21 protein-coding genes are annotated in these 24,536 nt (G+C 68.5%); 7 read left to right on the top strand and 14 right to left on the bottom strand.

Features of this window, described 5'->3' with window-relative positions; genetic code table 11:
• The first annotated feature begins 7 nt into the window (after nt 1-7).
• Entirely contained in the window at nt 8-1,597 is a 1,590-nt protein-coding gene (locus FHT26_RS16050; RefSeq protein WP_168561128.1) for a hypothetical protein, read from the top strand.
• A 2-nt stretch (nt 1,598-1,599) separates the two neighbouring features.
• Here FHT26_RS16050 and FHT26_RS16045 read toward each other — a convergent pair whose 3' ends face one another.
• The 7 genes from FHT26_RS16045 to FHT26_RS16015 all read right to left on the bottom strand — a co-directional run bounded on the left by FHT26_RS16045 (nt 1,600) and on the right by FHT26_RS16015 (nt 8,929).
• Nucleotides 1,600-4,413, bottom strand: coding sequence for a hypothetical protein (locus FHT26_RS16045; RefSeq protein ID WP_168561127.1), 2,814 nt, complete (start codon nt 4,411-4,413; stop codon nt 1,600-1,602).
• Between the two features lie 62 nt (nt 4,414-4,475).
• Nucleotides 4,476-4,817, bottom strand: a complete 342-nt coding sequence (locus FHT26_RS16040) for a CesT family type III secretion system chaperone (protein WP_168561126.1) — start codon at nt 4,815-4,817, stop codon at nt 4,476-4,478.
• A gap of 57 nt (nt 4,818-4,874) precedes the next feature.
• On the bottom strand, nt 4,875-5,321 hold the full coding sequence (locus FHT26_RS16035; protein WP_168561125.1) for a CesT family type III secretion system chaperone: 447 nt from the start codon (nt 5,319-5,321) through the stop codon (nt 4,875-4,877).
• 111 nt (nt 5,322-5,432) lie between these two features.
• Nucleotides 5,433-6,347: an arginase gene (gene rocF / locus FHT26_RS16030; RefSeq protein ID WP_210427437.1), complete on the bottom strand. Its 915-nt coding sequence runs from the start codon at nt 6,345-6,347 to the stop codon at nt 5,433-5,435.
• Nucleotide 6,348: 1 nt separating this feature from the next.
• Nucleotides 6,349-7,260, bottom strand: a complete 912-nt coding sequence (locus FHT26_RS16025) for an LOG family protein (protein WP_168561124.1) — start codon at nt 7,258-7,260, stop codon at nt 6,349-6,351.
• A gap of 44 nt (nt 7,261-7,304) precedes the next feature.
• A complete protein-coding gene (locus tag FHT26_RS16020; RefSeq protein WP_168561123.1) occupies nt 7,305-8,141 on the bottom strand; it encodes an inositol monophosphatase family protein in 837 nt (278 codons plus the stop codon).
• Nucleotides 8,138-8,929: a GntR family transcriptional regulator gene (locus tag FHT26_RS16015; protein ID WP_168561122.1), complete on the bottom strand. Its 792-nt coding sequence runs from the start codon at nt 8,927-8,929 to the stop codon at nt 8,138-8,140. Before FHT26_RS16015 ends, FHT26_RS16020 begins: the two co-directional genes overlap by 4 nt.
• 132 nt (nt 8,930-9,061) lie before the next feature.
• Here FHT26_RS16015 and FHT26_RS16010 point away from each other — a divergent pair, with 132 nt between their 5' ends.
• The 5 genes from FHT26_RS16010 to FHT26_RS15990 all read left to right on the top strand — a co-directional run bounded on the left by FHT26_RS16010 (nt 9,062) and on the right by FHT26_RS15990 (nt 13,581).
• On the top strand, nt 9,062-9,343 hold the full coding sequence (locus tag FHT26_RS16010) for a UxaA family hydrolase (RefSeq protein WP_047503134.1): 282 nt from the start codon (nt 9,062-9,064) through the stop codon (nt 9,341-9,343).
• 102 nt (nt 9,344-9,445) lie between these two features.
• The gene (locus tag FHT26_RS16005) at nt 9,446-10,621 is read left to right on the top strand and encodes a UxaA family hydrolase (protein WP_168561121.1); all 1,176 of its coding nucleotides are present in this window, start codon (nt 9,446-9,448) and stop codon (nt 10,619-10,621) included.
• A gap of 7 nt (nt 10,622-10,628) precedes the next feature.
• A complete protein-coding gene (locus FHT26_RS16000; RefSeq protein WP_168561120.1) occupies nt 10,629-11,534 on the top strand; it encodes a hydroxyacid dehydrogenase in 906 nt (301 codons plus the stop codon).
• Nucleotides 11,531-12,529 (top strand): Ldh family oxidoreductase, encoded by a 999-nt coding sequence (locus FHT26_RS15995; RefSeq protein WP_168561119.1) that lies wholly within the window; start codon nt 11,531-11,533, stop codon nt 12,527-12,529. The genes FHT26_RS16000 and FHT26_RS15995 overlap by 4 nt, the downstream gene beginning before the upstream one ends.
• 86 nt (nt 12,530-12,615) lie before the next feature.
• On the top strand, nt 12,616-13,581 hold the full coding sequence (locus FHT26_RS15990) for a Bug family tripartite tricarboxylate transporter substrate binding protein (protein ID WP_349238163.1): 966 nt from the start codon (nt 12,616-12,618) through the stop codon (nt 13,579-13,581).
• Here the strand turns inward: FHT26_RS15990 and FHT26_RS15985 are convergent.
• From FHT26_RS15985 to FHT26_RS15970, 4 genes are all read right to left on the bottom strand, one after another.
• Nucleotides 13,568-14,341 (bottom strand): HesA/MoeB/ThiF family protein, encoded by a 774-nt coding sequence (locus tag FHT26_RS15985; RefSeq protein ID WP_168561118.1) that lies wholly within the window; start codon nt 14,339-14,341, stop codon nt 13,568-13,570. The genes FHT26_RS15990 and FHT26_RS15985 overlap by 14 nt on opposite strands.
• A gap of 143 nt (nt 14,342-14,484) precedes the next feature.
• Complete coding sequence (locus tag FHT26_RS15980; RefSeq protein ID WP_168561117.1) at nt 14,485-15,924, bottom strand: S41 family peptidase; 1,440 nt, start codon at nt 15,922-15,924, stop codon at nt 14,485-14,487.
• A 201-nt stretch (nt 15,925-16,125) separates the two neighbouring features.
• Nucleotides 16,126-17,637: a hypothetical protein gene (locus FHT26_RS30365; protein ID WP_282597178.1), complete on the bottom strand. Its 1,512-nt coding sequence runs from the start codon at nt 17,635-17,637 to the stop codon at nt 16,126-16,128.
• Nucleotides 17,638-17,807: 170 nt separating this feature from the next.
• Nucleotides 17,808-20,744, bottom strand: a complete 2,937-nt coding sequence (locus tag FHT26_RS15970) for an adenosylcobalamin-dependent ribonucleoside-diphosphate reductase (protein ID WP_168561116.1) — start codon at nt 20,742-20,744, stop codon at nt 17,808-17,810.
• A 168-nt stretch (nt 20,745-20,912) separates the two neighbouring features.
• Here FHT26_RS15970 and FHT26_RS15965 point away from each other — a divergent pair, with 168 nt between their 5' ends.
• Nucleotides 20,913-21,683, top strand: a complete 771-nt coding sequence (locus tag FHT26_RS15965; protein WP_168561115.1) for an oxygen-binding di-iron domain-containing protein — start codon at nt 20,913-20,915, stop codon at nt 21,681-21,683.
• Nucleotides 21,684-21,708: 25 nt separating this feature from the next.
• Here FHT26_RS15965 and FHT26_RS15960 read toward each other — a convergent pair whose 3' ends face one another.
• The 3 genes from FHT26_RS15960 to FHT26_RS15950 all read right to left on the bottom strand — a co-directional run bounded on the left by FHT26_RS15960 (nt 21,709) and on the right by FHT26_RS15950 (nt 24,533).
• Nucleotides 21,709-22,329 carry an OmpW/AlkL family protein gene (locus FHT26_RS15960; protein WP_246867927.1) on the bottom strand — a complete coding sequence of 207 codons (621 nt, stop codon included), beginning with the start codon at nt 22,327-22,329 and terminating at the stop codon, nt 21,709-21,711.
• A gap of 219 nt (nt 22,330-22,548) precedes the next feature.
• The gene (locus FHT26_RS15955) at nt 22,549-23,838 is read right to left on the bottom strand and encodes a TIGR02270 family protein (RefSeq protein ID WP_168561114.1); all 1,290 of its coding nucleotides are present in this window, start codon (nt 23,836-23,838) and stop codon (nt 22,549-22,551) included.
• Nucleotides 23,835-24,533 carry a hypothetical protein gene (locus FHT26_RS15950; protein WP_168561113.1) on the bottom strand — a complete coding sequence of 233 codons (699 nt, stop codon included), beginning with the start codon at nt 24,531-24,533 and terminating at the stop codon, nt 23,835-23,837. The genes FHT26_RS15955 and FHT26_RS15950 overlap by 4 nt, the downstream gene beginning before the upstream one ends.
• Nucleotides 24,534-24,536: the final 3 nt, after the last annotated feature.

Genomic DNA, 24,536 nt, shown 5'->3' with positions numbered 1-24,536 from the left:
AGCGTCGATGGGTTGGACGATGAGACGCTTCGGGCGGGGTGCTGCGGTGGCGGCCTGGGGCGTGGCAGCGGCCTGTTGGCTGAGCGCCTGTGGCGGCGGCGGCGATGGCGGCGACGGCGCGGTCCCACCCGAGCCCGGCCCGCCGGCGCCAAGCGGCCTGGCGCTCGGCGGGAAGGTGATGCGCGGCTACCTGCAAGGCGCGACGGTGTGCGTCGATGCCAACGACAACCTCCACTGCGATGGCGACGAGCCGGCAGCGCTGACCGATGCGCAAGGCGACTGGCGGCTCGAACTGACGGCGGCGCAGGCGACGCTGCTGGCGACCACGCGCTTGATCGCGGTGGTGCCGGCTGCGGCGGTCGAGGCGTCGACGGGAGCGCCGGTGGGTGACGAGCATGTGCTGCTGAGCCGGCCGTACGAGGCGGGGCGCGTCAGCTACCTGTTCACGCCGCTGCGTACCCGCGTCGAGCAACTCGTGTGGGGCGGGGTGGCGCGCGAGGAGGCCGAGGCCGTCGTGCGCCGCGGTGCCGGCCTGGTCGACCTGGCGATCGACGATGACTACATCGCCGCAGCCGACGGGCTGCACCGCGACGAGGCGACGTGGGTGCGCGAGCAGGCGGTGGCCTGGTTCGGCCAGCAGACGCGCGGGTTGATGGCGATGCTGCACCGGCCGTCGGAGTCGTGGTTCACCGCGGCGTCGGGCGCGGGCGTGTTCGAGCTGTCGGCCGACCTGGGCCGCGACGGCCCGGTGTACACCGCGACGGCGACGCAGCTGGCCGCAGGACCGGTCGCCGGCGAGATGCTGGCGTCACGGCGCGTGTGGACCTTCGACCCGGCGGTGGACACCGCGTTTCACGGCTACGCACCGATCGGCGAGCGATCGGACTTTCTGGACGAGACGGCCGGCTGGCTGGATGGCGACCCGCAGGGCACGTTGGCGCAGCGGCTCGATGCGGGGCGCGTGCTGCAGCTGCGCAGCGGGGTCGCGATTGCCGCGGAGTTCCATGACGTTGAGGACCTGACGGGCCAAGCCATCACGCGCGACGACGTGGGCGGCACGGCGGACGTCGTGGTGGCTGGCACCTACCCCGCCGGCGCGCAACGCTTTCGCCACCAGGCCCGCGTGCAGTGGCGCGCCGGCGGCTATGCGCGCGCGTACGAAGAGGGCGAGCCATTCGGGATGACGCTCGCGAGCCTCGACCAGTTCATCGCGACGCGCCGCGTGCAGCCCGATGGCAGCGGCTCATGGCGCGCGCTGCGCGGGCTGGACGCGAGCGCGGTCGAGCTGGGCTTCGACGGCCAGGGCGGCGTGATCTTCCGCGACACGACGACGCTGCGGCCGCTGGGCGGCGCCGCGATCGAGACCTTCACGTTCGGCGGCGTGCCGGTGCTGCGCGTGCCGTTGAGCGACGAGGCGAGCGCGGCGGAGTTCGGGGTGCGTGGCGTCAGCCTGTACTTCGCGGTGCATCGCGGGGTGCATCAGCTGGAGATGGTGGAGGCGGGGGCGATGACACTTGAGTGGGACAGGCTGTGGATGGACCGCCGTGCATCGGATGCGCTGGCACAGGCACTGCGGGTGCCTGCACTCGGAGATTGATCTCAGACGAAGAGGGTCGTGGCAGTCAGGCCTTCAACGTACTCGTCTGGCGTCTTGTTGGTGCCTTTGACGATGCGCACGGGCTTTGGGTCGGCGGCGATGTCGTAGGCTTCCTCCGAGTCACTGCCACTGGAAACGTCATCCGCTGTCTTTACCGGCTGGTTCTTTCTCTTTCGTGCCAGCCCTAGCGTCGCGTCAGGGTCGGGGTCCAGTGATCCGGGCTTGCGATACGGCGGGCCGGCCCATTTCTTCAGAACCTTGCTGGAAAGAAGCGGCTGCGGCTTCGTCATTTGCTCCCATATGTCGCGCATCACCGAGACTTCACAGTCGTAGTCGAAAGGTGGCGGCATGTCCCCCGGTGCGATGAACGGCGGTATGAGGGTGTCGAAGTTGTCGGCTTGCCGCTGCATGGTGGACAAGCTGAATACCGGGGCGAAGTCGTGTTCGCCCTGCTTCTGAATGCCGCTGTTGGGTGGCGCGATCACGTCGGCTTCCTTGTCGGCGCCGCGACCCTCGTTCTTGAGCTTCACCGTTCTGTATGAATAGCCGGAGGTCGATCCCCAGCAGGGACCGCAGCAGGAGCAGATTGCCGTGGCGAGATCGATTCCTTGGCTGGCCATGCTCGGACTGTCGATGCCCGCTACCAGTTGTGCGACCGATGATGCCGTGCCGCCAATGGCCTTGGTGGCGAAGAAGCTGCCGTTCCCCCCAATGATGTTGCTGAACGTGGGCCCCACCTTGCTCGAGATCTGTCTTGCGTTGGCGGTCAGCATGCGAATCTCGGTTTCTGCTCCCCAGCGGACGAGGCGCTCATCGCACGCTTGGGCGAAAGCGTCATGGTCGTCGCCGGAATACAAGTGCTGTGCATGCTGGAGCGACCCGACAAGCGTTTTCATGACCTCAGGCGCCAGGAGATGTGCATTATCGAGTTTGCTCAAATTTCCCTTCTTGCACGCTTTCACAGCAGAATTGTTTACCGCAACTTGTGTGAGAAGGCGTTCGACGGACGACTTGGTTTCTTCATCTGCCTCGATGTGATTCAGGGTCTTGCGAACAAAGGCATGGATGTCATGCTTTGATTTGATGATGGTATTGAACTCGCGCTGCAGCCCCAGGAAGGTCAGCGGCACCTTCCTTTTGCCATTCAGGCTGAAAACCTCGCTGCTTTGCGTGGATGACTTGATGTGACCAATGATGGCCAGCATGTGAACGGCACTGTTGAAATTCAGTGCTTTGACCAAGGTCGTCATGCGGGTCATGCGAGGGCCGATCACAAGCTTGTCCAGCGCTTTCGGATCGATCTCACCGGTCCTGGCGGACCGCAGGTCACCCTTTCTGGTCTGGCCGATCAGTGCAAACAGGGTGGCGATCTTGGCGCAGTGGTCCTCTCCCGAAGCAGACCCCTGCGTGCATCGGTAGAGCAATGCCTGAGTCACGCTCAACGCGGTGGAAACGAGGCCGGCAGTGATGACGCCGAAGTCATAGCCGCTCGCGTCGCTGTCGGCGACTTCGTGAGCAGCTTTGATGATCGAGGCCAGGCCGTTGCCCATGTTGAACATGCTGCGCCACCATTTTCCGTTGCCGACGTGGTGCTGGACATTGGCGCGAAGCAGTCGGTCTCCGACCGCAAGTTCGTCCAGCAGTCGTGTCCGGTGCCCCCAGACGGTTCTCATCGCCAGGACGTGTGGATCAGCATACGAGTCGCGTTCGCTGTCAGTCCCGCCGTTGGAAGAGGAGTCATCTGTCTGATTCAGGACGGTTCCGGCAGGTGTCAATGCGTTGAGAAGATCTTCGATCAAGGTCAGGTGCTCGCCCAGTCGTTTCATTTCCAGCTTCTGGTGTCCCGTCGGATCCGGATGCTCCCTCTTCTTCTCCGAAATGGCGCGCCCAACCCGCTCGCGCCGCGTCTCCAGGTTGTGCAACAAGGTCTCGGTCGACTTGGGGCTCGCGTCCAGCTGGAAGGTATCGACGACCGCATTGACCAGCCTGAGGCTCTTCTTGACATGAGGCAGCGACGGAGGAGGCGCTTCGTTGCCGGACATATCGATGTAACTGGTGGTCGGCTGGTCCGGCATGAATTCGGTCGCGACGTGCGCTGTCTCCTGAACGACCTTGCTCTGATGCGTTCCGCTGCCCACCGTGCCTACACAGCAAGTCACGAATGACTGAAGAACGGCGTAGCTGAGATTGACGGCGATCTTGGTGCCACGCAACGCAACTGCATGGGCCGGTGCCGCCATCGTCGACACGTCGAGAATCAGGCCGAGCAGGGTCTTGGCGATAAGAAGTCCGCTGCTGAGGTCGTTGACGAATACCGATGGGTAGACATAAGCATCGCCCATTGCCTTGCACCGGCGCTTTGTCTCGTCTGTCCAGCCCGCTTCGGTGGCAAGTCCGTAAGCGCGCGCAAGCAAGGTTCCGAGCGCGGTTGCGCGGCGATCGAGCTCAACGGGGCCGACGATGCCGGCCTGCCGATCCTCCAGCAGGCGCTGATAGCCGGCGTCGTACTTCTTGACCAGCTTCTTGAGTTTGGTCCCGGACTCGGACTCCGATTCGTACTTCCTCTGCCACGTCGATCGTTCGACTTTGATGGCTTTATTCAGTTCATCGATCGTCTTCCCGAGGGCGTCGCCTGTTTTCAGCGCGGACCGGACATCGACGTGGGTCGACAAACCACCGCGGACGGCGGGCCTGCCCCGATGAGCCGATGAGGATTCCATCCCGTCATCGTCAGAAGCCTCTTCTTCACCGTCCGAGGGTCTGATGACGATGTGCTCGGGGTGATCGTTGCGGGTGGTCTTGAAGCAATGAAGCATGATGGGCAAAAGGTGCGAACTTGAAATCGAGCACAAGAACGGGAGTTCCGTTCGGAGCGGCGTCAGGCATCTGCCTGAGACAGAGACACACGCCATTGGCGGACGGTCGTCGCGAGGCGAACCGCGCTGGCGTAGATCGTCTCCGGGCTGAGCCCATCGAGCGGGCATGTAGCTGAGCAGGTCACTTCTGCGGTGTCCGGGCAGAGGCTGTAGCCGCTGCGTTGCAATGTGCAAATCTGAAAATTCAACACGAGCAGCCGTTCATGCCAGAACGCTTCACGCCCGGGTGGAATGCGGCCAACGCGACATTCGATGATCAGTTGATCGCCCGCTCCCATGCTGCAGACGCGGGTCAACGTCAATGCTTCGCCGTGCAAGAAGAGGTTGATTGACAGGGGTGGCATGGCGACATGCGAACTGGTGAACGCTGCGGCGAGAATGCCGCACTCGCATCGTCCCGATCAATGGCACACGGCCTGCTGCATGAACGAACGCCAAAGCTGAACCGTCGGGACCATGCCCTCCATCGCTCGCAAGACGCCAGGCGCGGAAGCGCTCCGCAAGGACGACAACAGGCTGAAGATCAGTTCCCTCTCGTCCGCATCAAACACAAACATGCCGGCGGCTTGCCGAGCAAATGCATGATTCAGCTCCAGGGCGGCCTGCAACACGCCAGCGGGAGCTTCAGGGGGGATCTTGCAGAAATGGCACTGCAGTAGAAAATTCCCGACTGTGTCATCAGGATCATCGTGCAGGAGCCGGAATCCGATGCCGCGCAGTTTCAGCGTCGTCTGCCAGCTCCCGTCGAAGGCATCGTCGACGGTGGGGGGCGTCTCCCCGCGCAAGCAATAGAGGGACTCCGTCAGCTCGATGAATCGCCTGCGCCACAGGCGCATCTCGGTCGTCATGTTGTCTCCTGCCTTTTGCTTTGGTCAGCAGGCGACATCCCTGCTGCATCGTGCAGGGTGAGTAACAGAGACCGCCCGCCAGTTCCCTTCAAGAACGTGGGCGGTACGCTCCTACTTCCTCATCAACGTACTCTTGCCAAACAACGACTCGATCAAGTCCACCGCCACTTCCGCGGTGCGGTTGCGCACATCCAGCGCCGGGTTCAGCTCCATCACGTCGAGCGAGCCGAGCCGCCCGGTGTCGGCGATCATCTCCATGCACAGCTGCGCTTCGCGGTACGTCGGCCCGCCACGCACCGTGGTGCCGACACCCGGCGCCACGTCCGGGTCGAGGAAGTCGACGTCGAAGCTCACATGCAGGTGCGTGTTCGTATCGAGCGTCGCCAGCGCCAACTCCATCGCATGCCGCATGCCCATCTCGTCGATGTAGCGCATGTCGAAGACCTCCAGGTCCATCTCGTGCACGAAGCGCTTCTCGCCTTCGTCGACGCTGCGGATGCCGATCTGCCGGATCCACTTCGGGTTGATCGCCGGCACGTGCCCGCCGATCTCGATCAGCTCTTTCGGCCCGTGCCCGCACAGGCAGGCCACCGGCATGCCATGCAGGTTGCCGCTCGGCGTCAGGATGTTGGTGTTGAAGTCGGCATGCGCATCGAGCCACAGGATGCGCAGCTTCTTGCCGGTCTCGCGGCAGTGCCGCGACACCGCGCTGATCGACCCGAGCCCCAGGCAGTGGTCCCCGCCCAGCAGGATCGGCAGCCGCCCCAGCACCAGTTCGGCATGCACCGCGTTGTGCACCGACTGGTTCCACGCCACCACCTCGCGCAGGTGGCGGTAGCCGTCGGTGGGCGGCAGCCACGGGTTCGACGGGCCGGTCAGGTTGCCGCGGTCGGCCACCTCCAGCCCATGCCCTTCGAGCACCGGCACGATGTTGGCCACGCGCAAGGCCTCCGGCCCCATGCTGGAGCCGCGGGTGCCGGCGCCGATGTCGGTCGGGGCGCCGATGATGCTGATCTGTTTGCTCATGTCAGAGATCCGTCGCGAAATGATTCTTGTCGTCGGGGTCGATGTCGCGCAGCTCGAAGCCGTATTCGGCCTCCAGCAGGTCCCACGCCTCTTCGGCCGTCTCGACGAAACGGAACAGCTGCAGGTCGACCTCGCTGATCATGCCGGTCTGCACCAGCAAGTCGAAGTTGATCAGCTGCGTCCAGAACTCGCGCCCGAACAGCAGGATCGGCCGGCGCCGGCACTTGCCGGTCTGGATCAGCGTCAGCGCCTCGAACATCTCGTCGAGCGTGCCGAAGCCGCCGGGGAAGCACACCAGCCCGATGCTGCGCATCAGGAAGTGCATCTTGCGCATGCCGAAGTAGTGGAACTGGAAGCACAACTCCGGCGTGATGTAGGGGTTCGGCGCCTGCTCGTGCGGCAGCACGATGTTCAGCCCGATGCTCTTGCCGCCGATCTCGTGGGCGCCACGGTTGCCGGCTTCCATGATGCCGGGGCCACCGCCGGTCACGACGTAGATCGGCGTGCTCAGCGCCTTCGACTTGAGCGTGACGATCTCGGCGAAGCGGCGCGCCTCTTCGTAGAAGCGGGACATCGCGACATGCCGCTCGGCGATGCGCAGCGCAGTGGCATCGCCGGCCGCCTGCGCATCGCTCAACAGCCGCTGCGCAACGTCGGGCGACACGATGCGGGCACTGCCGAAGATCACGATCGTCGATTCGATGCCCTGCTCGGTCTGCACCAGCTCGGGCTTCAGCAGCTCCAGCTGCATGCGCACCGGGCGCAGCTCTTCGCGCAGCAGGAAGGTGGTGTCGGTGAACGCCAGGCGGTAGGCGCTCTCGGGGCCGTCGTAGCGGTTCGGGGCACTCGGTTTGTCGGCCTCCTGGCGGGCCGATGGGAAGTTGCGGGCGGTGAGGTCGGTTCGCTTGTCCATGGCGCGCAGCTTAACGCCGCCGCAGGCCGGATCGGCACCCCGCGTCACCCGGCGTGCGACAGCAGCGCATCGAAGGCCTCGCGCATCGCCGGCGTGCTGGCGGCCAGCGACCGGCTCTCGAGCAGCGGCAACCCGTCGCGCGCGACGATGCCAGCCCCGGCCTCCTGCAGCAGCACGATGCCGGCGGCAGCATCCCAGGCGCCCATGTCGTGCTCCCAGAACGCGTCGATGCGGCCGGCCGCGAGGTAGGCCAACTCCAGCGCCATCGAGCCGGAACGCCGCACGCCGCCGAAGCCGCGCAGCACCCGACCGAATTCGCCCAGGTAGCTCGCCATGCGCGGCGAGGTGGGCTTCGGGAACACGGTGGCGGCCAGCGCGTCGATCGGCCGGGCCCGGTCGGCGCACTGCAGCGCCGCGCCGTTCAGCCGCGCGCCGCGTCCGCGGATCGCCGCGAAGAATTCGTTGCGGCACGGGTCGAAGATGACGCCGAGCACCGGCGCGCCGTCCACCACCAGCGCGATCGACACCGCGTACTGCGGGTAGCCGCGCAGGTAGTTCGCGGTGCCGTCCAGCGGGTCGACCACCCACAGCGGCGGCTCGCCGTCGCCCGGGCCCGCCTGCACGACCGCGGCAGCCGCGTGCCGGCCGAGCTCTTCGCCGAGGAAAGCATGGCCCGGACAGGCACGGCGCACCACGTCGAGGATCAACTGCTCGGCCTCGTGGTCGATCTCGCTGGCCAGGTCGCCCGGTTGCTTGCGCAGCAGCGCCACCGCGTTCAGCCGCGAGCGCGAGGCCTGCAGGTGGGCACCGGCCGCGCGGGCCGCGCGTTCGGCCACCTGGTAGGCGGCGAGCAGGTCGAGGGAGCCGGGCACAGCGATCATCGGGCGCCATCCTTTCGGGACAACAAACTCACGTAGTCGTGGTGCGCGGTGTTGATGATCGATTCGCGGTGCTCCACCGGCTTGTCGCCGAAGGTCAGCGCGACGCGGTGCACCTGCATCACCGGCAGCCCGGCCGCGATGCCGAGCACCCGCGACGCATGCCGGTCGGCGGCCGCGGCGCGGGCGCGTTCGCGGGCATGCACGACGGTGATGCCGAACTCGCTCTGGTACAGCTGGTACAGCGTGCTCGGCCGCTCGCGCAGGCGTTTTTCGGTCAGGCCCTTGAAGAGGCCGGCCGGCAGCGTCAGCCGGTCGAGGATCACCGCGCGGCCCTGCAGCGCGAGCCGGTTCTCGAACTGGAACGCGGCATCGCCGGCGCGCAGGTTCAGCGCCTCGGCCTGCGCGTCGTCGAGCTTCACGCGGTCGAACGACAGCAGCTCGACCGACGGCGCCTCGCGCAGCCCGTCGGCGCGCTCGACGTGGAAGAACTGGAACAGGAAGCGGTCGGGCGAGTGCGTCGCGACGAAGGTGCCGCGGCCCTGGCGCCGCACCAGGATGTGCTCGGCCGACAGCTCGTCGACCGCCTTGCGCAGCGTGCCGATCGACACGCCGAACGCGGCGGCGAGCTCGGTCTCGCTCGGCAACGTGCTGCCGGGGGCCCAGGTGCCGCCCTCGATCGCCTGCAGCAGCGCGCGCTTGACGACGCGGTACAGCGGCATGCCGGCCGACTCCGGGGCGATGGCCTCGAAGTGCAGGGTTGCTGGCGACGTCGGGGGCGCGGTCGGCATCCGGCCATTCTACGTCCAGGTGATACAGGTCAATCAAGTCATATGAATGACTCGTTTGACAGCCGCCGGGAGCGGGCAGATATTGGCCGCCATCGTTGCAGGCAGCCGCCGTTGCGCGGCAGGAGTTTCCGGATGATTCATTTCGTGTTGCATGACGCCCACGACAGCGTCGCGGTGGTGGTGGTCGAAGGCGTCAAGGCCGGCATGCCGCTGGCCGGCTGGATCATGGACGAGGACCGCATGACCGAGCTGGTCGCGCGGCAGGACATCCCGATCGGCCACAAGGTCGCGTTGCGCGACATGGCGGTCGGCGACACGGTGCTGAAGTACGGCATCGACATGGGCAAGGTCGTCGCGCCGATCAAGGCGGGCGAGCATGCCCATGTGCAGAACATCAAGACCAAACGGTGGTGAGACGCGGAGGGCGAAAGAGGGGCCCCACGAAGTGGGGATCGCAGCCCGTAGTCGTCTCGCGGCTCGAAGAGCCGCCTCAGCGTTGAACCAGAGGAAACCTGAATGTCCGTCATCTCAAATACCACCACTTTCCTCGGCTACCGCCGCGAGAACGGCCGCGTCGGCGTGCGCAACCACGTGATCATCCTGCCGCTGGACGACCTGTCGAACGCCGCGGCCGAGGCCGTCGCCCACAACATCAAGGGCACGATGGCGATCCCGCACCCGTACGGCCGGCTGCAGTTCGGCGCCGACCTCGACCTGCACTTCCGCACGCTGATCGGTGCCGGCTGCAACCCGAACGTCGCGGCGGTCGTCGTGATCGGCATCGAGGACGGCTGGACCAAGAAGGTGGTCGACGGCATCGCCGCCACCGGCAAGCCGGTCACCGGCTTCGGCATCGAAGGCCACGGCGACCACGACACCATCCTGCGTGCGTCGCGCATCGCGCGCGAGTACGTGCAGTGGGCGAGCGAGAAACAGCGCGAGGCCTGCGCCATCAGCGAGCTGTGGGTGTCGACCAAGTGCGGCGAATCCGACACCACCTCCGGCTGCGGCGCGAACCCGACGGTCGGCAACGCCTTCGACAAGCTGCACCCGCTGGGCAGCACGCTGTGCTTCGGCGAAACGTCCGAGATCACCGGCGGCGAGCAGATCGTCGCGGCGCGCTGCGCGACCGACGCGGTGCGCGAGCGCTTCATGTTCATGTTCAACCGCTACCAGGACATGATCAACCGCCACAAGACCAGCGACCTCTCCGACAGCCAGCCGACCAAGGGCAACATCGCCGGCGGGCTGACGACGATCGAGGAGAAGGCGCTCGGCAACATCCAGAAGATCGGCAAGGTCTGCACCGTCGACGGCGTGATCGACAAGGCCGAGATCCCGACGCATCCCGGCCTGTGGTTCATGGATTCGTCGTCGGCCGCGGCCGAGATGGTGACGCTGTGCGCCGCGTCGGGCTTTGCGCTGCACTTCTTCCCGACCGGGCAGGGCAACGTGATCGGCAACCCGATCGTGCCGGTGATCAAGATCTGCGCCAACCCGCGCACCGTGCGGCTGATGGGCGAGCACATCGACGTCGACACCTCGGGGCTGCTGCAGCGCGAGATCACGCTCGACCAGGCCGGCGACCAGTTGCTCGAATCGATGCTGCGCACCGCGAACGGCAGGCTCACGTCGGCCGAGGCGCTGGGCCACCGCGAGTTCGTGCTGACCCGCCTGTTCGAGAGTGCATGATCCGGCGATGAAGATCCTCATCACCGAATTCATGGACGCGCCGGCGGTGGCGCAGCTGGCCGCGAAGCACGAGGTGGTGCACGACGCGACGCTGGTCGACGACCCGGCGCGCATGATCGCGCTGGCGTCCGGCGCCGACGCGATCATCGTGCGCAACCGCACGCAGGTGCGCGGGGCGCTGCTCGATGCGCTCGCCCGCTGCAAGGTCGTCGGGCGGCTGGGCGTCGGGCTCGACAACCTCGATCTGCCCGGCTGCGAGGCGCGCGGCATCCGCGTGATCCCGGCCACCGGCGCCAATGCGCAGAGCGTGGCCGAGTACGTCGTCGCGACCGCGATGCTGCTGCTGCGCGGAGCCTATGGGTCGTCGGCCGAGGTGGCTGCGGGCGCCTGGCCGCGCGCTGCGCTGACGAACGGCCGCGAGATCGGCGGCAAGACGCTCGGGCTGGTCGGCTACGGCTCCATCGGGCAGCTGACCGGGCGGCTGGCGCGCGCGGTCGGCATGCGGGTCGTCGCGCACGATGCGGCGATGGCGCCGGGGGCCGATGTGCCGTCGCTGTCGCTCGATGCGCTGCTGGCGCAGGCCGACGTCGTCAGCCTGCATGTGCCCTTGCTGGCCAGCACCCGCCACCTGATCGACGCGCGGCGCCTGACCGCGATGAAGCCGGGCGCAGTGCTGATCAACACCGCGCGCGGCGGCGTCGTCGACGAAGCGGCACTGGCCGACGCGCTGAGGTCCGGGCACCTCGCCGGCGCGGCGCTCGACGTGTTCGAGGCCGAACCGTTGCCGGCCGGCGGCCCGCTCGCCGGCTGCCCGAACCTGCTGCTGACGCCGCACATCGCCGGTGTCACCGCCGAAGCGAACGAGCGCGTGTCGTCGCTGATCGCCACCAAGGTGCTGGAGGCCCTCGCGTGATCACGTTGACGATGGACGACGCGCGCCGCCGGGTGGCCGCCGCATTGCAACGCGCCGGCGCCAACGCCGCGATGGCCGAATCGACCGCCCGCGCGCTGGTGCTGGCCGAGGCGCAGGGCCTCGCGTCGCACGGCCTGGGCCGCGTCGCGCAGTACAGCGGCCACCTGCGCTGCGACCGCGTCAACGGCGCGGCGCAGCCGCAGGTCGTCAAGCGCAAGGGCGCCGCGCTGGTCGTCGATGCGCAGGAAGGGCTCGCGTTCCCGGCCTGCGACCTGGCCATCGCCGAGGCGATCCGCACGGCCGGCGAGTTCGGCATCTGCATCGTCGGCGTCGTCAACAGCCACCACTGCGGCGTCGTCGTGGACCACCTGCGCGCGGTCACCGCGGCCGGCATGGCGGGGCTCGGTTTCTCGAACTCGCCGTCGGCGATGCCGGCGGCCGGCGGAAAGCACCCGATCTTCGGCACCAACCCGGTGGCCGCGGCATTCCCGCGGCGCGGCGCCGATCCGCTGCTGATCGACCTGAGCCTCAGCGAGGTCGCGCGCGGCAAGCTGATGGTGGCAGCCAAGGAAGGCCGCAGCATCCCGCTCGGCTGGGCGCTCGATGCGAACGGCGAGCCGACCACCGACCCGAAGGCCGGCATGGACGGCTCGATGCTCGCGATCGGAGCGGCCAGCAGCCCGAAGGGCGCGATGCTGGCGCTGGTGGTCGAGCTGCTGGTGACGGCGCTGATCGGCGCGAACTTCGGCTTCGAGGCGTCGAGCTTCTTCGTCGACGAAGGCAACCGGCCGCACCTGGGCCAGACTTTCATCGTGATCGACCCGGGCGCGCTGGCCGGCCGCGAGATGTTCCTCGACCGGCTGGAGGTGCTGGTGCGCGAGATGCTGCGCGACGACGGCGTGCGCCTGCCGGGCGCGCGGCGCGAGCAGCTGCGGCGCGCCGCGGAGCGGGATGGACTGACGGTGTCGGAGGTGCTGGCACAACAGCTGTCCTGAAGCTACGACTTTCCGCGCATAACGATAGGTTTGCAGCGAGCCCGGCTCCCGGGCAGCATGCCGGCCTTCTGACCAAGGAGACGAGCGTGAAGCGACGTGCAGTACTGATCGGTGCCGCGGGCCTGTGGCCGGCGCTGGGTTTTTCGCAGGCGGGCGACTACCCGAAGCCCGGCGCGGCCATCCGCTACGTGGTGCCGTTCCCGCCCGGCGGCCTGACCGACGTGATGGCCCGCCTGGTCGGCCAGCAGCTCGGCGAGCGCTGGAAGGTCAGCGTCGTGATCGACAACAAGCCCGGCAGCGGCGGGCAGATCGGCGCCGACGTGGTCGCCAAGTCGCCCGGCGACGGCAACACGCTGCTCGCGATCACGCTGACGCATGCGGCCAACGTCACGCTGTTCCCGAAGGCGGCCTACAACTTCGCGAAGGACCTGCGGCCGGTCGCGCTGCTGGCCGGCTCGCCGATCCTGGTGGTGGTGCCGGCGGCCAGCCCGATCCAGACGCTGAAGGAGCTGACCGCGGCCGCGAAGGCGCGCAACCTGAATGCCGGCTCCAGCGGCAACGGCACGCCGCCGCACCTGACGCTGGCGCTGTTCAACGAGCTGAGCAAGACCACCATCCAGCACGTGCCGTACAAGGGCGGTTCGCCGGCGATGACCGACCTGATCGGCGGCCAGCTCGACGTGGTGTTCTCCAACTTTCCCGAGAGCATCGGGCACGTCAAGTCCGGCAAGCTGCGCGCGATCGCCATCGCGAGCGCCGCCCGCCACCCGCTGGTGCCCGACGTGCCGACCACCGCCGAGGCCGGCCTGCCGGAGCTGCTGACCGAGAACTGGACCGGCCTGATGGCGCCGGCCTCGATGCCCGACGCCGCGGTGAAGAAGCTCGCCGCTGAAGTGGTGCGCATCATGCAGACGCCCGAGCTCGAGGAGCGGGCGCGCACGCAGGGCTTTCGCATCGATGCGCGCGGGCCGGAGGCCTTCGCGGCCTTCCTGCGCGACGAGGTCGCCCGCTGGGCGAAGGTGATTCAGGCGGCGAACATCAAAGCCGACTGAGCTTGGCGGGGCCGCGCTGCGCGCACACCGGGCAGCCGGCCTGGCGGGCGAGGCGGATCTCGGTCCATTCCATCGTGCGGGCGTCCAGCATCTGCAGCCGACCGGCCAGCGAGCTGCCGATGCCGGCCAGCAGCTTCAGCGCCTCGGCAGCCTGCATGCTCCCGATGATGCCGACCAGCGGCGCGAGCACGCCCATCGTCGAGCAGGCGACCTCCTCGAACGCGACGTCGGGCGGGAACAGGCAGGCGTAGCACGGCGCGGTGTCGCTGCGGGTGTCGTAGACCGAGATCTGGCCGTCGAAGCCGATCGCGGCGCCCGACACCAGCGGCCGGGCGTGCCGGACGCACGCGGCATTGACCGCATGGCGGGTCGCGAAGTTGTCGCTGCAGTCGATCACCACGTCGGCGTCGGCGACCAGCGTGTCCAGGCGCTGCGAATCGGCACGCTCGGTCAGCGCGTGGACCCGCACGTCGGGGTTGATGGCCGCGATGGAGCGCGCGGCCGAAGCCGCCTTCGGCTGGCCGACGCGCGACAGGTCGTGCGCGATCTGGCGCTGCAGGTTGGTCAGGTCGACGGTGTCGTGGTCGACGATCGTCAGCGTGCCGACGCCCGAGGTCGCGAGGTACAGCGCCACCGGCGAGCCCAGCCCGCCGGCGCCGATCACCAGCGCATGCGAATCGAGCAGCCGCTGCTGGCCGGCGATGTCGAGCTCGTCGAGCAGGATGTGGCGGGAGTAGCGCAGCAGCTGGTCGTCGTTCATGGCGGGATGGTAGTGGCCCCGTTCGCCCTGAGCTTGTCGAAGGGCCGGGTTGAGTCGCACCCGTTCGGGCTGAGCCTGTCGAAGCCTCGCACCAAGCAAAACGCCCGCGCAAGGCGGGCGTTCGGCAGGACGTGACGGGAAGATCAGTTCGTCGCCGGCGCCTCGGCATGCCGTTCGACGACCGATTTCGAGACGATGACCGGCTTGCCCTTCAGGCGGTTGATCGCCTGGGTCAGCGGGAAGTCTTCTTCGCTGCCGAACTCCGGCAGCGGCTTCAGCGGGTTCTTCTTGGCCGCCTCTTCCTCGAACTTCTTGCGCGCTTCCTCGCGCGCCTTCTCGCGGGCTTCGTCCTTCTGCTCGGCACCCTGGCCGCTGCCGATGTGCTTTTCCAGGTCGGCTTCGCGCACGCGCAGCGCCGAGAACAGGTTGCCGTCGGCGGTTTCGTCGATCATCACGTCGGGCACGATGCCCTTGGCCTGGATCGATCGACCGCTCGGCGTGTAGTAGCGCGCGGTCGTGATCTTCAGCGCGGTCTCGGGCGACAGCTGGCGCACGGTCTGCACCGAGCCCTTGCCGAAGGTCTGCGTGCCCATGATGGTGGCGCGCTGGTGGTCTTGCAGTGCGCCGGCGACGATCTCGCTGGCCGAGGCGGAGCCTTCGTTGACCAGCACGACCAGCGGCACCTTCTTCAGCGCGTCCGGCAGCTTGCGCAGCGGGTCGCCGCCGCCACGGCGCAGGTAGTCGCTCGGCGAGGCCTTGAACGACTGCTTCGATTCGGCGATCTGGCCGTTGGTGGTGACGACCACCGCATCGGTCGGCAGGAACGCGGCCGACACCGCGACCGACGCTTCGAGCAGGCCGCCCGGGTCGTTGCGCAGGTCGAGCACCAGGCCCTTCAGGTTGGGCTCCTGCTTGTAGATGTCTTCGAGCTTGCGCGCGAAATCGTCGACGGTGCGGTCCTGGAACTGGCTGACGCGCAACCAGGCGTAGCCGGGCTCGACGATCTTCGAGCGCACGCTCTGCACGCGGATCTCTTCGCGGGTGATCGTGACCGGGAAGGTGCGGCTTTCGGACTTGCGGAAGATGGTCAGCAGCACCTTGGTGCTCGGCTCGCCGCGCATGCGCTTGACGGCCTGGTCCATCGTCAGGCCCTTGACGACGGTGTCGTCGATCTTGGTGATCAGGTCGCCGCTCTTCAGGCCGGCGCGGAAGGCCGGGGAGCCTTCGATCGGCGAGACGATCTTGACGAGGCCGTCTTCCATGCCGATCTCGATGCCGACGCCGACGAAGCGGCCGGTCGTGCCTTCACGGAATTCCTTGAAGGTCTTCTTGTCGAAATACTGGGAGTGCGGGTCGAGGCCGGCCACCATGCCGCCGATGGCGTCGGTGATCAGCTTCTTTTCGTCGACCGGCTCGACGTAATCGCTCTTGACCATCCCGAAGACGGCGGCGAGCTGCTGGAGTTCTTCCAGCGGGAGTTGCGCGGCGGTGTTGCGGGCCGTGGCCTGCAACTGCATGGTGGTCAGCGCGCCAGCGACGGCCCCCAGCGTGATCCAGCCTGCGACCTTGAGTTTGGCACCCATCATTGACCCACTTCCTGCCTGATATGAAGACTTCACGCGAACCCAGTATAGAGCTGTGACCGGGCTTGGAGCGGCAGAGCTGCAGGAAGTTTCAAGGCTATTTCGGCGCTTTGACCGGCATGGTGTCGCCACGTGACGCGGGGTTTTCCCGCGATGGTGTCAGACACGCATGCCGCCGGCGGGCCGTGGCCCGCCGGGTCGTCACTGCTTCGTGGCCGCCCAGGTGCCGGTGGCCGACGCGCTCGGGCGCGACCAGGTGCCCGAGCCGGTGGCGGCGCCGAGCGTGCCGGTGAAGCTGGCGTCGCTGCTGGTGCTGCCCACCGAGAGGCCGCCGGCGGCATCGACCGTGCCGCTGACGATGAAGCTGCCGCCCACGCCGGACGAGGTGCAGGTGCCGATCACGTGGGCCGCGGCGTTGACCGACAGCGCGGTGCAGCTGCCGGTGTCGCCGCCGGCGTAGGTGACGCTCCAGGTGCCGGCCGTGGCCGCCGGATGGTCGGGAATGACCGGCGGCGTGACGCCCAGGCTCGCGGCAAGCGCCTCGAACGCGACCTTGTTGAGGCGGGTCTGCTTCGTCATCACGGCCGGCTTGTCCTGGAAGCCCTGGTAGACGTGGCCGCCGCGCTGCACGAAGACGCGGGTGAAGGTCTGGGTGGACACGGCGGCCGGCAACCCGCTGAACGTCATGATCGGCGTGACGCCGTCCAGCGCGGTGGTCGACTGGTAGTTCGCGGTGCCGATGCTGCTGCAGTTGGAGAACACACCGGACACCGTGTCGAGGTCGCACAGGTGCAGGGTCACGGTGCCGTTGGTATTGAAGCTGCCGCGCATCCGCTCCTGCAGGCAGACCTGGGCCCCGCAGCCGTTGCTGCCGTGCAGGTTGCCCATCGACACGGTGTTGGCCGTCGACACCGCCGCGGCGTTCGACACGGCCGGGTAGCTGGTGACCAGGTTCGCCAGCGTCGTCACGTTGTTGCCGGCGAAGCCGTCCGTCAGCCGGTAGCCGACCGGGGTGAGGCTCTCGGTGTTCGAGATCGCGCGGATCTTCGCGCCGGCCGGCATCACGCCGGTCAGGGTCGCCGCGGTGACGCCGACGATGGTGGACGAGGTGTTGGTGCCCAGGTCCTGCACCTTGGCCACGACGCTCGCGATCGTCTGGCCGGCCACGTCGGTGTCGACCGAGGTCGATTGGCCGATGTAGCCGTGGTTGTAGTCGTAGGCGCCGTTCGGGCCGCTGTGGTTGGGCGTGGCACCGTCCAACGGCGTGTGCCAGCCCTCGGCGGTGACGAACTGGACGGTGTCGTACACCACCACCGCCGGCTTGCCGCCCGACTGGGCCTCACGCACGTCGTAGTAGGTGCTGCGGCCGGTCGAGTCGACGACGTTGTCGGAGTAGTAGTAGCGCAACACATGGTTGCCGGCCGAGGCGTACGTGAAGGTGCGGGCCCAGTAGCTCGCCGGTGCGGGTGCAGGCGCAGGTGCAGGTGCAGGCGCAGGCGCAGGCGCAGGTGCCGGTGCGGGTGCGGGTGCGGGTGCGGGTGCGGGTGCCGGTGCGGGTGCGGGTGCCGGTGCCGGTGCCGGTGCCGGTGCCGGCGGCGTGCCCGCGACCGGGGCCGGCGAGCCACTGTCGCCTCCACCGCCGCAGGCGGCCAGCGTGGACAGCGAAACGGCCAGGGCGGACGCCCACAGGGCGCGCGTGGAGGCAGTGATCATGGATCTCCCTCGTGACATGACGTTCTGGATCGTTGTGATCCGGCGTGCGATCTCGGTCGCGCCCGGCTGCGGCGGATTCTGTCGGAGAGCTCAGCTGTCCTACAAGCCCCCACTTTGATGAGCCGGTGTGCGCATGTGTGTCATGCGCGACACGAATGGATGTCGTCCGGTCAGCCGCAGCTCCCGATGTGCCCGCAGGCGGTGCAGAACTCGCAGCCGTCCTTGTGGATGACCGCATGGTTGCCGCATTCGGGGCAGGCCGTGCCGGCCAGCGGCGCGGTCGCGGCGGCTTCGCCCGGGTCGGGCGGCTGCAGGATGCCCATGTCGCGCAGCGGATAGCCGGCGTCGTCGAGCACGCCCAGCATCGTGTAGCGGTGGATCACCAGCCGCGCCAGGTAGGCCACCGTCGACGGCCAGGTCTGCTGGCGCTGCTGGCCGGGCGCGAGCCCCGGCACGAAGGCCATGAAGTGGCCGAGCGGCTCGGCATAGCTCAGCAGCTTGCGCAGCTTCATGCCGATCCAGGCCGGGTCGAGCACCCGCATGTCCAGCGACAGGATGCGCGCCAGACCGTCCATCGCCCGCGGGTAGTTGCCCGACAAGCCCATCGCGCACGGCAGCGTGACGGCCGCGCCCTGGCCGCCCAGCCCCTCCGGCAGCTGCACCTCCTTCAGCGACAGCGTGAAGGCCTCGTCGCTGGCCGGGTTGTGGATGTCGACCGACCATGCGAGCGTGCCGTTCGGTCCGGTCAGCGGTTCCTGGCGGCTGAACATCGCGTCGATCACCGGGGTGGAGACGGGTGCGCCGGCGGCGCCCGACCACAGCCCGAGCTGCTCGCAGCGCCAGCGGATCACCGCGGCGGTGGCCGCCACCACGCCCGGAAAGCGCCGCGCGGCGCCCTCGGGCGGGAACGGCATGTCGAAGGCGCGCTCCTCCTGCACCGTGGCCAGCGCGTCGAGCTTCAGCCGGACCCAGGCCGGGTCCTTCGCCCGCAGGTCCATCGACAGCGTCTTCGCGAGCGCACCCAAGCCGCGCGGCTGCTCGGCGCCGTTCACCCACACCTCGAACGGCGCGCTGCGGCCGTCCTGCGGCAGCTCGCCGATGAACAGCGCGAACTCGCCATGCGGGTGCCGGATCATGTAGGTCCACGCGGCGTTGCCGGCCATCAGCTCGGGCCGGCCCGGCCAGCGCAGCGAGGCCAGCACCGGCTGCGGCGGCCGTTCGATCGCCAGGCGCTGGTTGGCGTGCACGGCCGGCGCCAGCTGCAGCGGCAGCGCGGTCTGCTCCGCACTTCCCGCACTTCCCGCGCTCGCCACGCTCAGCACCGAACCGAGCACCGCGTTCGGCCGGTACGTCGCCAAGCCCTTCAGCCCCGAGGTCCACGCCCGCAGGTACAGGTCCTGGAAGTCCTCGTACGGGTAGTCGGCCGGCACGTTGACCGTCTTCGAGATCGCGGTGTCGACGAAGGGCGAGACGGCGGCCACCATTTCCTCGTGCGCCTGCGCGCTCATCTCGAGCGCGGTGACGAAGGCGTCGGTCAGCGGCGCCTGCGATCCCTTCAGATGGCGAAAGAGCCGCCACGCGTGGTCTTCCACCGGGTACTGCTTCATGCTGCCGTCGGCCATGCGCTTGCGGCGCTGGTAGCGCCACGAGAACGCCGGCTCGATGCCGTTGCTCGCGTTGTCGGCGAAGGCCAGGCTGATGGTGCCGGTCGGCGCGATCGACAGCAGGTGCGAGTTGCGCAGGCCCTGCTTGCGGATGCGCTCCTTCAGCGGCGCGGGCAGGCGCGACGCGAAGGTGCCACGGCTCAGGTACAGGTCGGCATTGAAGAGCGGGAACGCGCCGCGCTCGGCCGCGAGATCGCAGGACGCGGCATACGCGGTGTCGCGCAGCAGCGTGGCGATGCGGCGCGCTTCGTCGCGGGCCGCTGCGCTGTCGTAGCGCAGGCCCAGCATCACCAGCGCATCGCCCAGGCCGGTGAAGCCCAGGCCGATGCGGCGCTTGTTGCGGGCCTCCCGCGCCTGGGCGTCGAGCGGCCAGAAGCTGATGTCGAGCACGTTGTCGAGCATGCGCACCGCCAGCGTCGCGAGGCGGGCGAAGCCGGCGTCGTCGAAGCGCGCGCCCGCGTCGAACGGCGCGCGCACGAAGCGCGTCAGGTCGATCGAGCCGAGGCAGCAGCAGCCGTAGGCCGGCAGCGGCTGCTCGCCGCACGGGTTGGTGGCGGTGATGGTCTCGCAGTACGACAGGTTGTTGTCGAGGTTGATGCGGTCGAGGAACAGCACGCCCGGCTCGGCGTGGTCGTAGGTGGAGCGCATGACCTGTTCCCACAGCGCGCGTGCCGGCAGGCTCCGGTAGACCCACAGACCGTCCTCGCGCTGGTGCGCACCGGCCGCCACCTGCTGCGGCCCGGCCGCGGCGCGGTGCACCAGGTCGACCGGGGCGTCGCGTTGCACCGCTTCCATGAAGGCATCGGTCAGGCCGACCGAGAGGTTGAAGTTGCTGAGGTCGCCGTGGTCCTTGGCATGGATGAACTCCTCGATGTCCGGGTGGTCGCAACGCAGCACGCCCATCTGCGCACCGCGCCGCGCGCCGGCCGATTCGACCGTCTCGCAGGAGCGGTCGAACACCCGCATGTACGACACCGGCCCCGAGGCGCTCGCCTGCGTGCTGGCGACCCACGCGCCGCGCGGGCGGATGCGCGAGAAGTCGTAGCCGACGCCGCCGCCGCGGCGCATCGTCTCGGCCGCCTCGGTCAGCGCGGTGTAGATGCCGGGGTGGCCGTCTTCTTCCTGCGCGATCGCGTCGCCCACCGGCTGCACGAAGCAGTTGATCAGCGTGGCGGTGAGCTCGGTGCCGGCCGCCGAGTTGATGCGGCCGGCCGGGATGAAGCCGGCCTGCAGCGCCTCGAGGAAGCGCGCCTCCCATTGTTCGCGGGATCCGGCACGCGCCTCGGCAGGCTCGGCCTGCGCGATCGCGCGCGCGACGCGCCGGCGCACGTCGTCCGGGGTGCGCTCGTCGCCCTTTGCGTATTTCTCGAGCAGCACCTCGGTGCTGATGTCCTGGGGGAGGAGGGCGGCAATCCGGGTGTCGGCCGGGGTGTCGGTGCTCATCGGGCTCCTTCGGGGCAGGTCCGTCGGTGGACGGCGCCATCGTGGCCCAGGCACCCGCGCACGTAAAGCGGCTGCGCGCGGATCCATGACGGCAGCAATGTTGACGCGGCGCAAGCCGCGGCGGGCTTGGCGCTCCTAGAGTCGCCGGCTCCCACTCGAAACCACACGATGCCGACAGAACTCTTCAATGCCGACGGACACCAGTGCCTGATGTTCACCGACCTCTGCGACGAGGACGGCGACGCGGTGCAGTCGAACCAGTTCCTGATCGTCGACCGCGGCACCGGCGCGATCATCGACCCGGGCGGCACGCTCGCCTACAACGAGCTGTACATGGCGATGACGCGCCATTTCGCGCCGCACGAGCTGTCGGCGATCGTCGCCTCGCATGCCGATCCGGACATCATCGCGTCGCTCGACCGCTGGATGACGGCGACCAGCAGCGCGAAGCTGTACATCTCGCGCGTGTGGGAGCGCTTCGTGCCGCATTTCTGCAAGGCCGGCAAGGTGAAGGGGCGCATCGTCGGCATCCCGGATGCCGGGCAGCGCATCCCGATCGGGCGCCACGAGCTGATCGCGCTGCCGGCGCACTTCCTGCACGCCGAGGGCAACTTCCAGTTCTACGACCCGGTGAGCCGCATCCTGTTCTCGGGCGACCTCGGCGCGTCGATGGGTTCGGGCGCCCAGGCGCAGCAGCCGGTCACGTCGCTGGCCGCGGTGTTGCCGCGGATGGAGGGGTTCCACCGGCGCTACATGGTGTCGAACAAGGTGCTGAGGCTGTGGGCGCAGATGGTGCGCCCGCTGCGCATCGACATGATGGTGCCGCAGCACGGCGCGCCGCTGGCCGGCCCGGCGGTGAAGGAGTTCATCACGTGGGCCGAGGGCCTGAGCTGCGGCATCGACCTGATGACCGAGCGCGACTACCAGGTCCCGGCCTGAGCCGGGCCCGGGTCCCGGCCCGGCGCTAGAACCTCCAGCCGAGGCCGACGCCGACCAGCAGCGGGTCGACCTTGAAGGTGCCGAGGTTCGTCCCGGCGGCACTCACGTCGGTGCGGATCTGCACCTTCTTCACATCGAAGTTGAGCGACAGATTGCCCTGCAGCGGGATGTCCACGCCCGCCTGCAGCGCGAGGCCGACGCTGTGGCGGTCGATGTCGACGCCCGCGGGCAGTTCGACGTTCGAGAACTGCGTGAAGTTGACGCCGGCACCGAGGTAGGGCTTGAAGCCCTTCAGGCCGGTGAAGTGGTACTGGGCCAGCAGCGTCGGCGGCAGGTGCTTCAGCGAGCCGATGACCGTGCCGCCGGCCTTCACGTCGTGCTTCTGCGGCCAGGTCAGTACCAGCTCGGTGGCGATCTCGGGCGTGAAGAAGTACGAGATGTCGACCTCGGGGATCACCTTGCTGTTGATGCTCAGGTCAAGGCCGGTGTCGTCCTTGTTGGCGCTGTCCAGGTAGACGGCGCGCAGGCGCACCAGCCATGGGCCGGAGGCCTGGGTCTGCGCCTGGGCGGCGCAGGGGAGGGCGGTGAAGGCGGCAAGCGCGGCCAGCGCCAGCGCGGCGCGGGCGAACATCGAGCGGGGAGTCATGGTCTCTTTCCTGTGGCTGTGGGGTCGTGCGCGGGGAACATCCCCCGGCACGCCATTGCAGCGCGTTCCGGCCGTCCCGACCTTGCCGCCGCGCAAGCTCGGGCCCGGCGGAGCCGTCGACCCGGGCGCGGCGTGACGCCGGTCAATCGAAGCGTTGTCCGAATCCGCACTGCAGCGCGCTGTCGCCGCAGGCCGCCTGGTGGCCTGGAACGCGCCGGCCTACCCGCCAGTCCCGGCCAGCCCGCCCGGCGCCAGCAGCCGGCGCTGTCGCCAGCCGGGTGCCGACGTGTTGAACAAGGGCTGCCCCGGCTGCAGCGCGGCCCGGTGCAGCGCTGCGGCCGAGCGGTGCCGCTGGACGCCTTCGCGAAGCACGCGAAGGCAGTTCTCTGCGTTTGCCGCGCCCCCCACGAAGAAGCGTCGGCCCGGCGGGAAGCGATGCTGCGCAGTGGTCCACCACGATCGCAGGCGAGGCGTGTCCGGCCAGGGCAGTCCGTCGTCTTCGTCGCTCGCGGTCTCGTCGTCCGGAACCTGCTCCGGGGCACGCCTCAGGCCGAGCGAGGCGAGGTCCGCACCGGTGATGAAGCACAAGGCCTCGGCAGCGATGCGTGCGTGCCGATCGTCCGCCATGCGCTCGAAGAGCCAGGGCACCACCCGGGTGTCGCCCGTCCAGGCCGCCGCTTTCGTCATCGTGCGCACGTCCGCGGACGCATCGGCGAGTCGCCGCACCAGCCGCCGTGCCTCGTCGGGCGCGGCGGCGACAAGCGACACGAGAAGCGCCTGCTGCCCCATCGGGTCGTCGGCGATGGCCGCCGAGTGCAGGCATTCATGGACCGCCTGACCCTGGCCGAGCAGCACCGCGGTCCGCGCCGCTTCGAATCGGCACCGTGCATCGCCGTCGGCCAGGCTGCGCATGCACTGCGCGGCCCGTGCGTCGAGACCGACATCGCCGACGGCGCGCAGGCCCTGCGCGCGCACCCCGGGATCGGTGTCCGCCAGCGCCTGCACCAGCGCGTCGCCCGGGTCCACGCGATGCTGCGCGCAGACCGCGATGCCAAGGGCACGGACGACGCCGGCCCGATGGGTCAGCAGCCGAGAGACCAGGCCGCGCAGCAGCGGCGCCGAGCTCCATCCGAAGGCGGACGCCATGGCCGGGCCCGCGTCGGGAACGACCTCGACGAGCGACAGCAGGCGATCGATCGCCCCGGCATCGCGATGCTGGACGGCCAGGATCGTCGCGACGAAGATCGATCCGGCATCGGGTTCGGCCAGGCCCTGCCGGGCCAGCCGGATGGCGTAGTCTCCCGCGAGGTACAGGCCGTCCAGATGCGCCAGCAGGCGGTCGTCGTGCCGGATCAGGTCCTTCAAACGGATTTGCGGGGCTCGAACCATGCGCTTGCGCTGCGCGCGCAAGGAGATTGCATCGTCCCAATGCTGCTCGACCATGAGCGGCAGCACGCCCTCGTTCGCCAGTCGTTCGGTCTCCGTCATGGCGGTGACCGGCCCCTTCATGCGACGTCGATCAAGTCAAGCACGAGATACCCCGAGCTTGTCTCGAACAGCCGCCCACTCCACCGTTTCGCTTCGACCTCGCGACGCTGCACGGTCTCGTGTCGAACCCCCGCCAACTGGAAGTTCCAACGCCGGATGACGTCGAAGGTCGGCGCAACCAGCCACTCGACGACGTCGGCGGAGGCCGGCGGACGGGTCAAGTCGGGCACATCGTCGAGCCGCTTCAATCCGAACGCGGCCGGTGCAAAACTTTCGACTGCCAGCAGCAGGAACGCCACGAAGTCCTTCTTGACGGCATCGTCGATGATCTTGTCGACATAGTCTCGGTCGCTGTGCAGCGCGTCCCAGATGGATGCGTCGAACAGCACGGACAGTGCGGCCTCGCGGGGGCCGGTCGGGTGAACGAACAGGTCCACGAGATGCAAGCGGCCTTCGATGTCGATGTCGCCGGCGGCGCGGAGCCATTGATAAGGCTCTTGCATGGATTCCGTGACGTCAGTGGTCATGCCCGACTCAAGGAACGCCTGCCAACGCGCCTCGCATTCGGCCAGACTGTGGCGGTAGGCGTCGAACTCTTCGTCCGACGCGTAGCGCCGCTCCTTGAATCCGTATTGCGCCAGGTAGGTTCGCAATCGGGCGAAGGCTGCATCGCAGTTCGCCGCCGGGATACCCGTGGTCAGAAGGCAGGTGTCCATGGC

The organism is Rhizobacter sp. SG703 (genome assembly GCF_012275445.1).
Classification (GTDB): Bacteria; Pseudomonadota; Gammaproteobacteria; order Burkholderiales; family Burkholderiaceae_C; genus Rhizobacter.
This window is presented reverse-complemented; position numbering and strand designations above follow the sequence as displayed.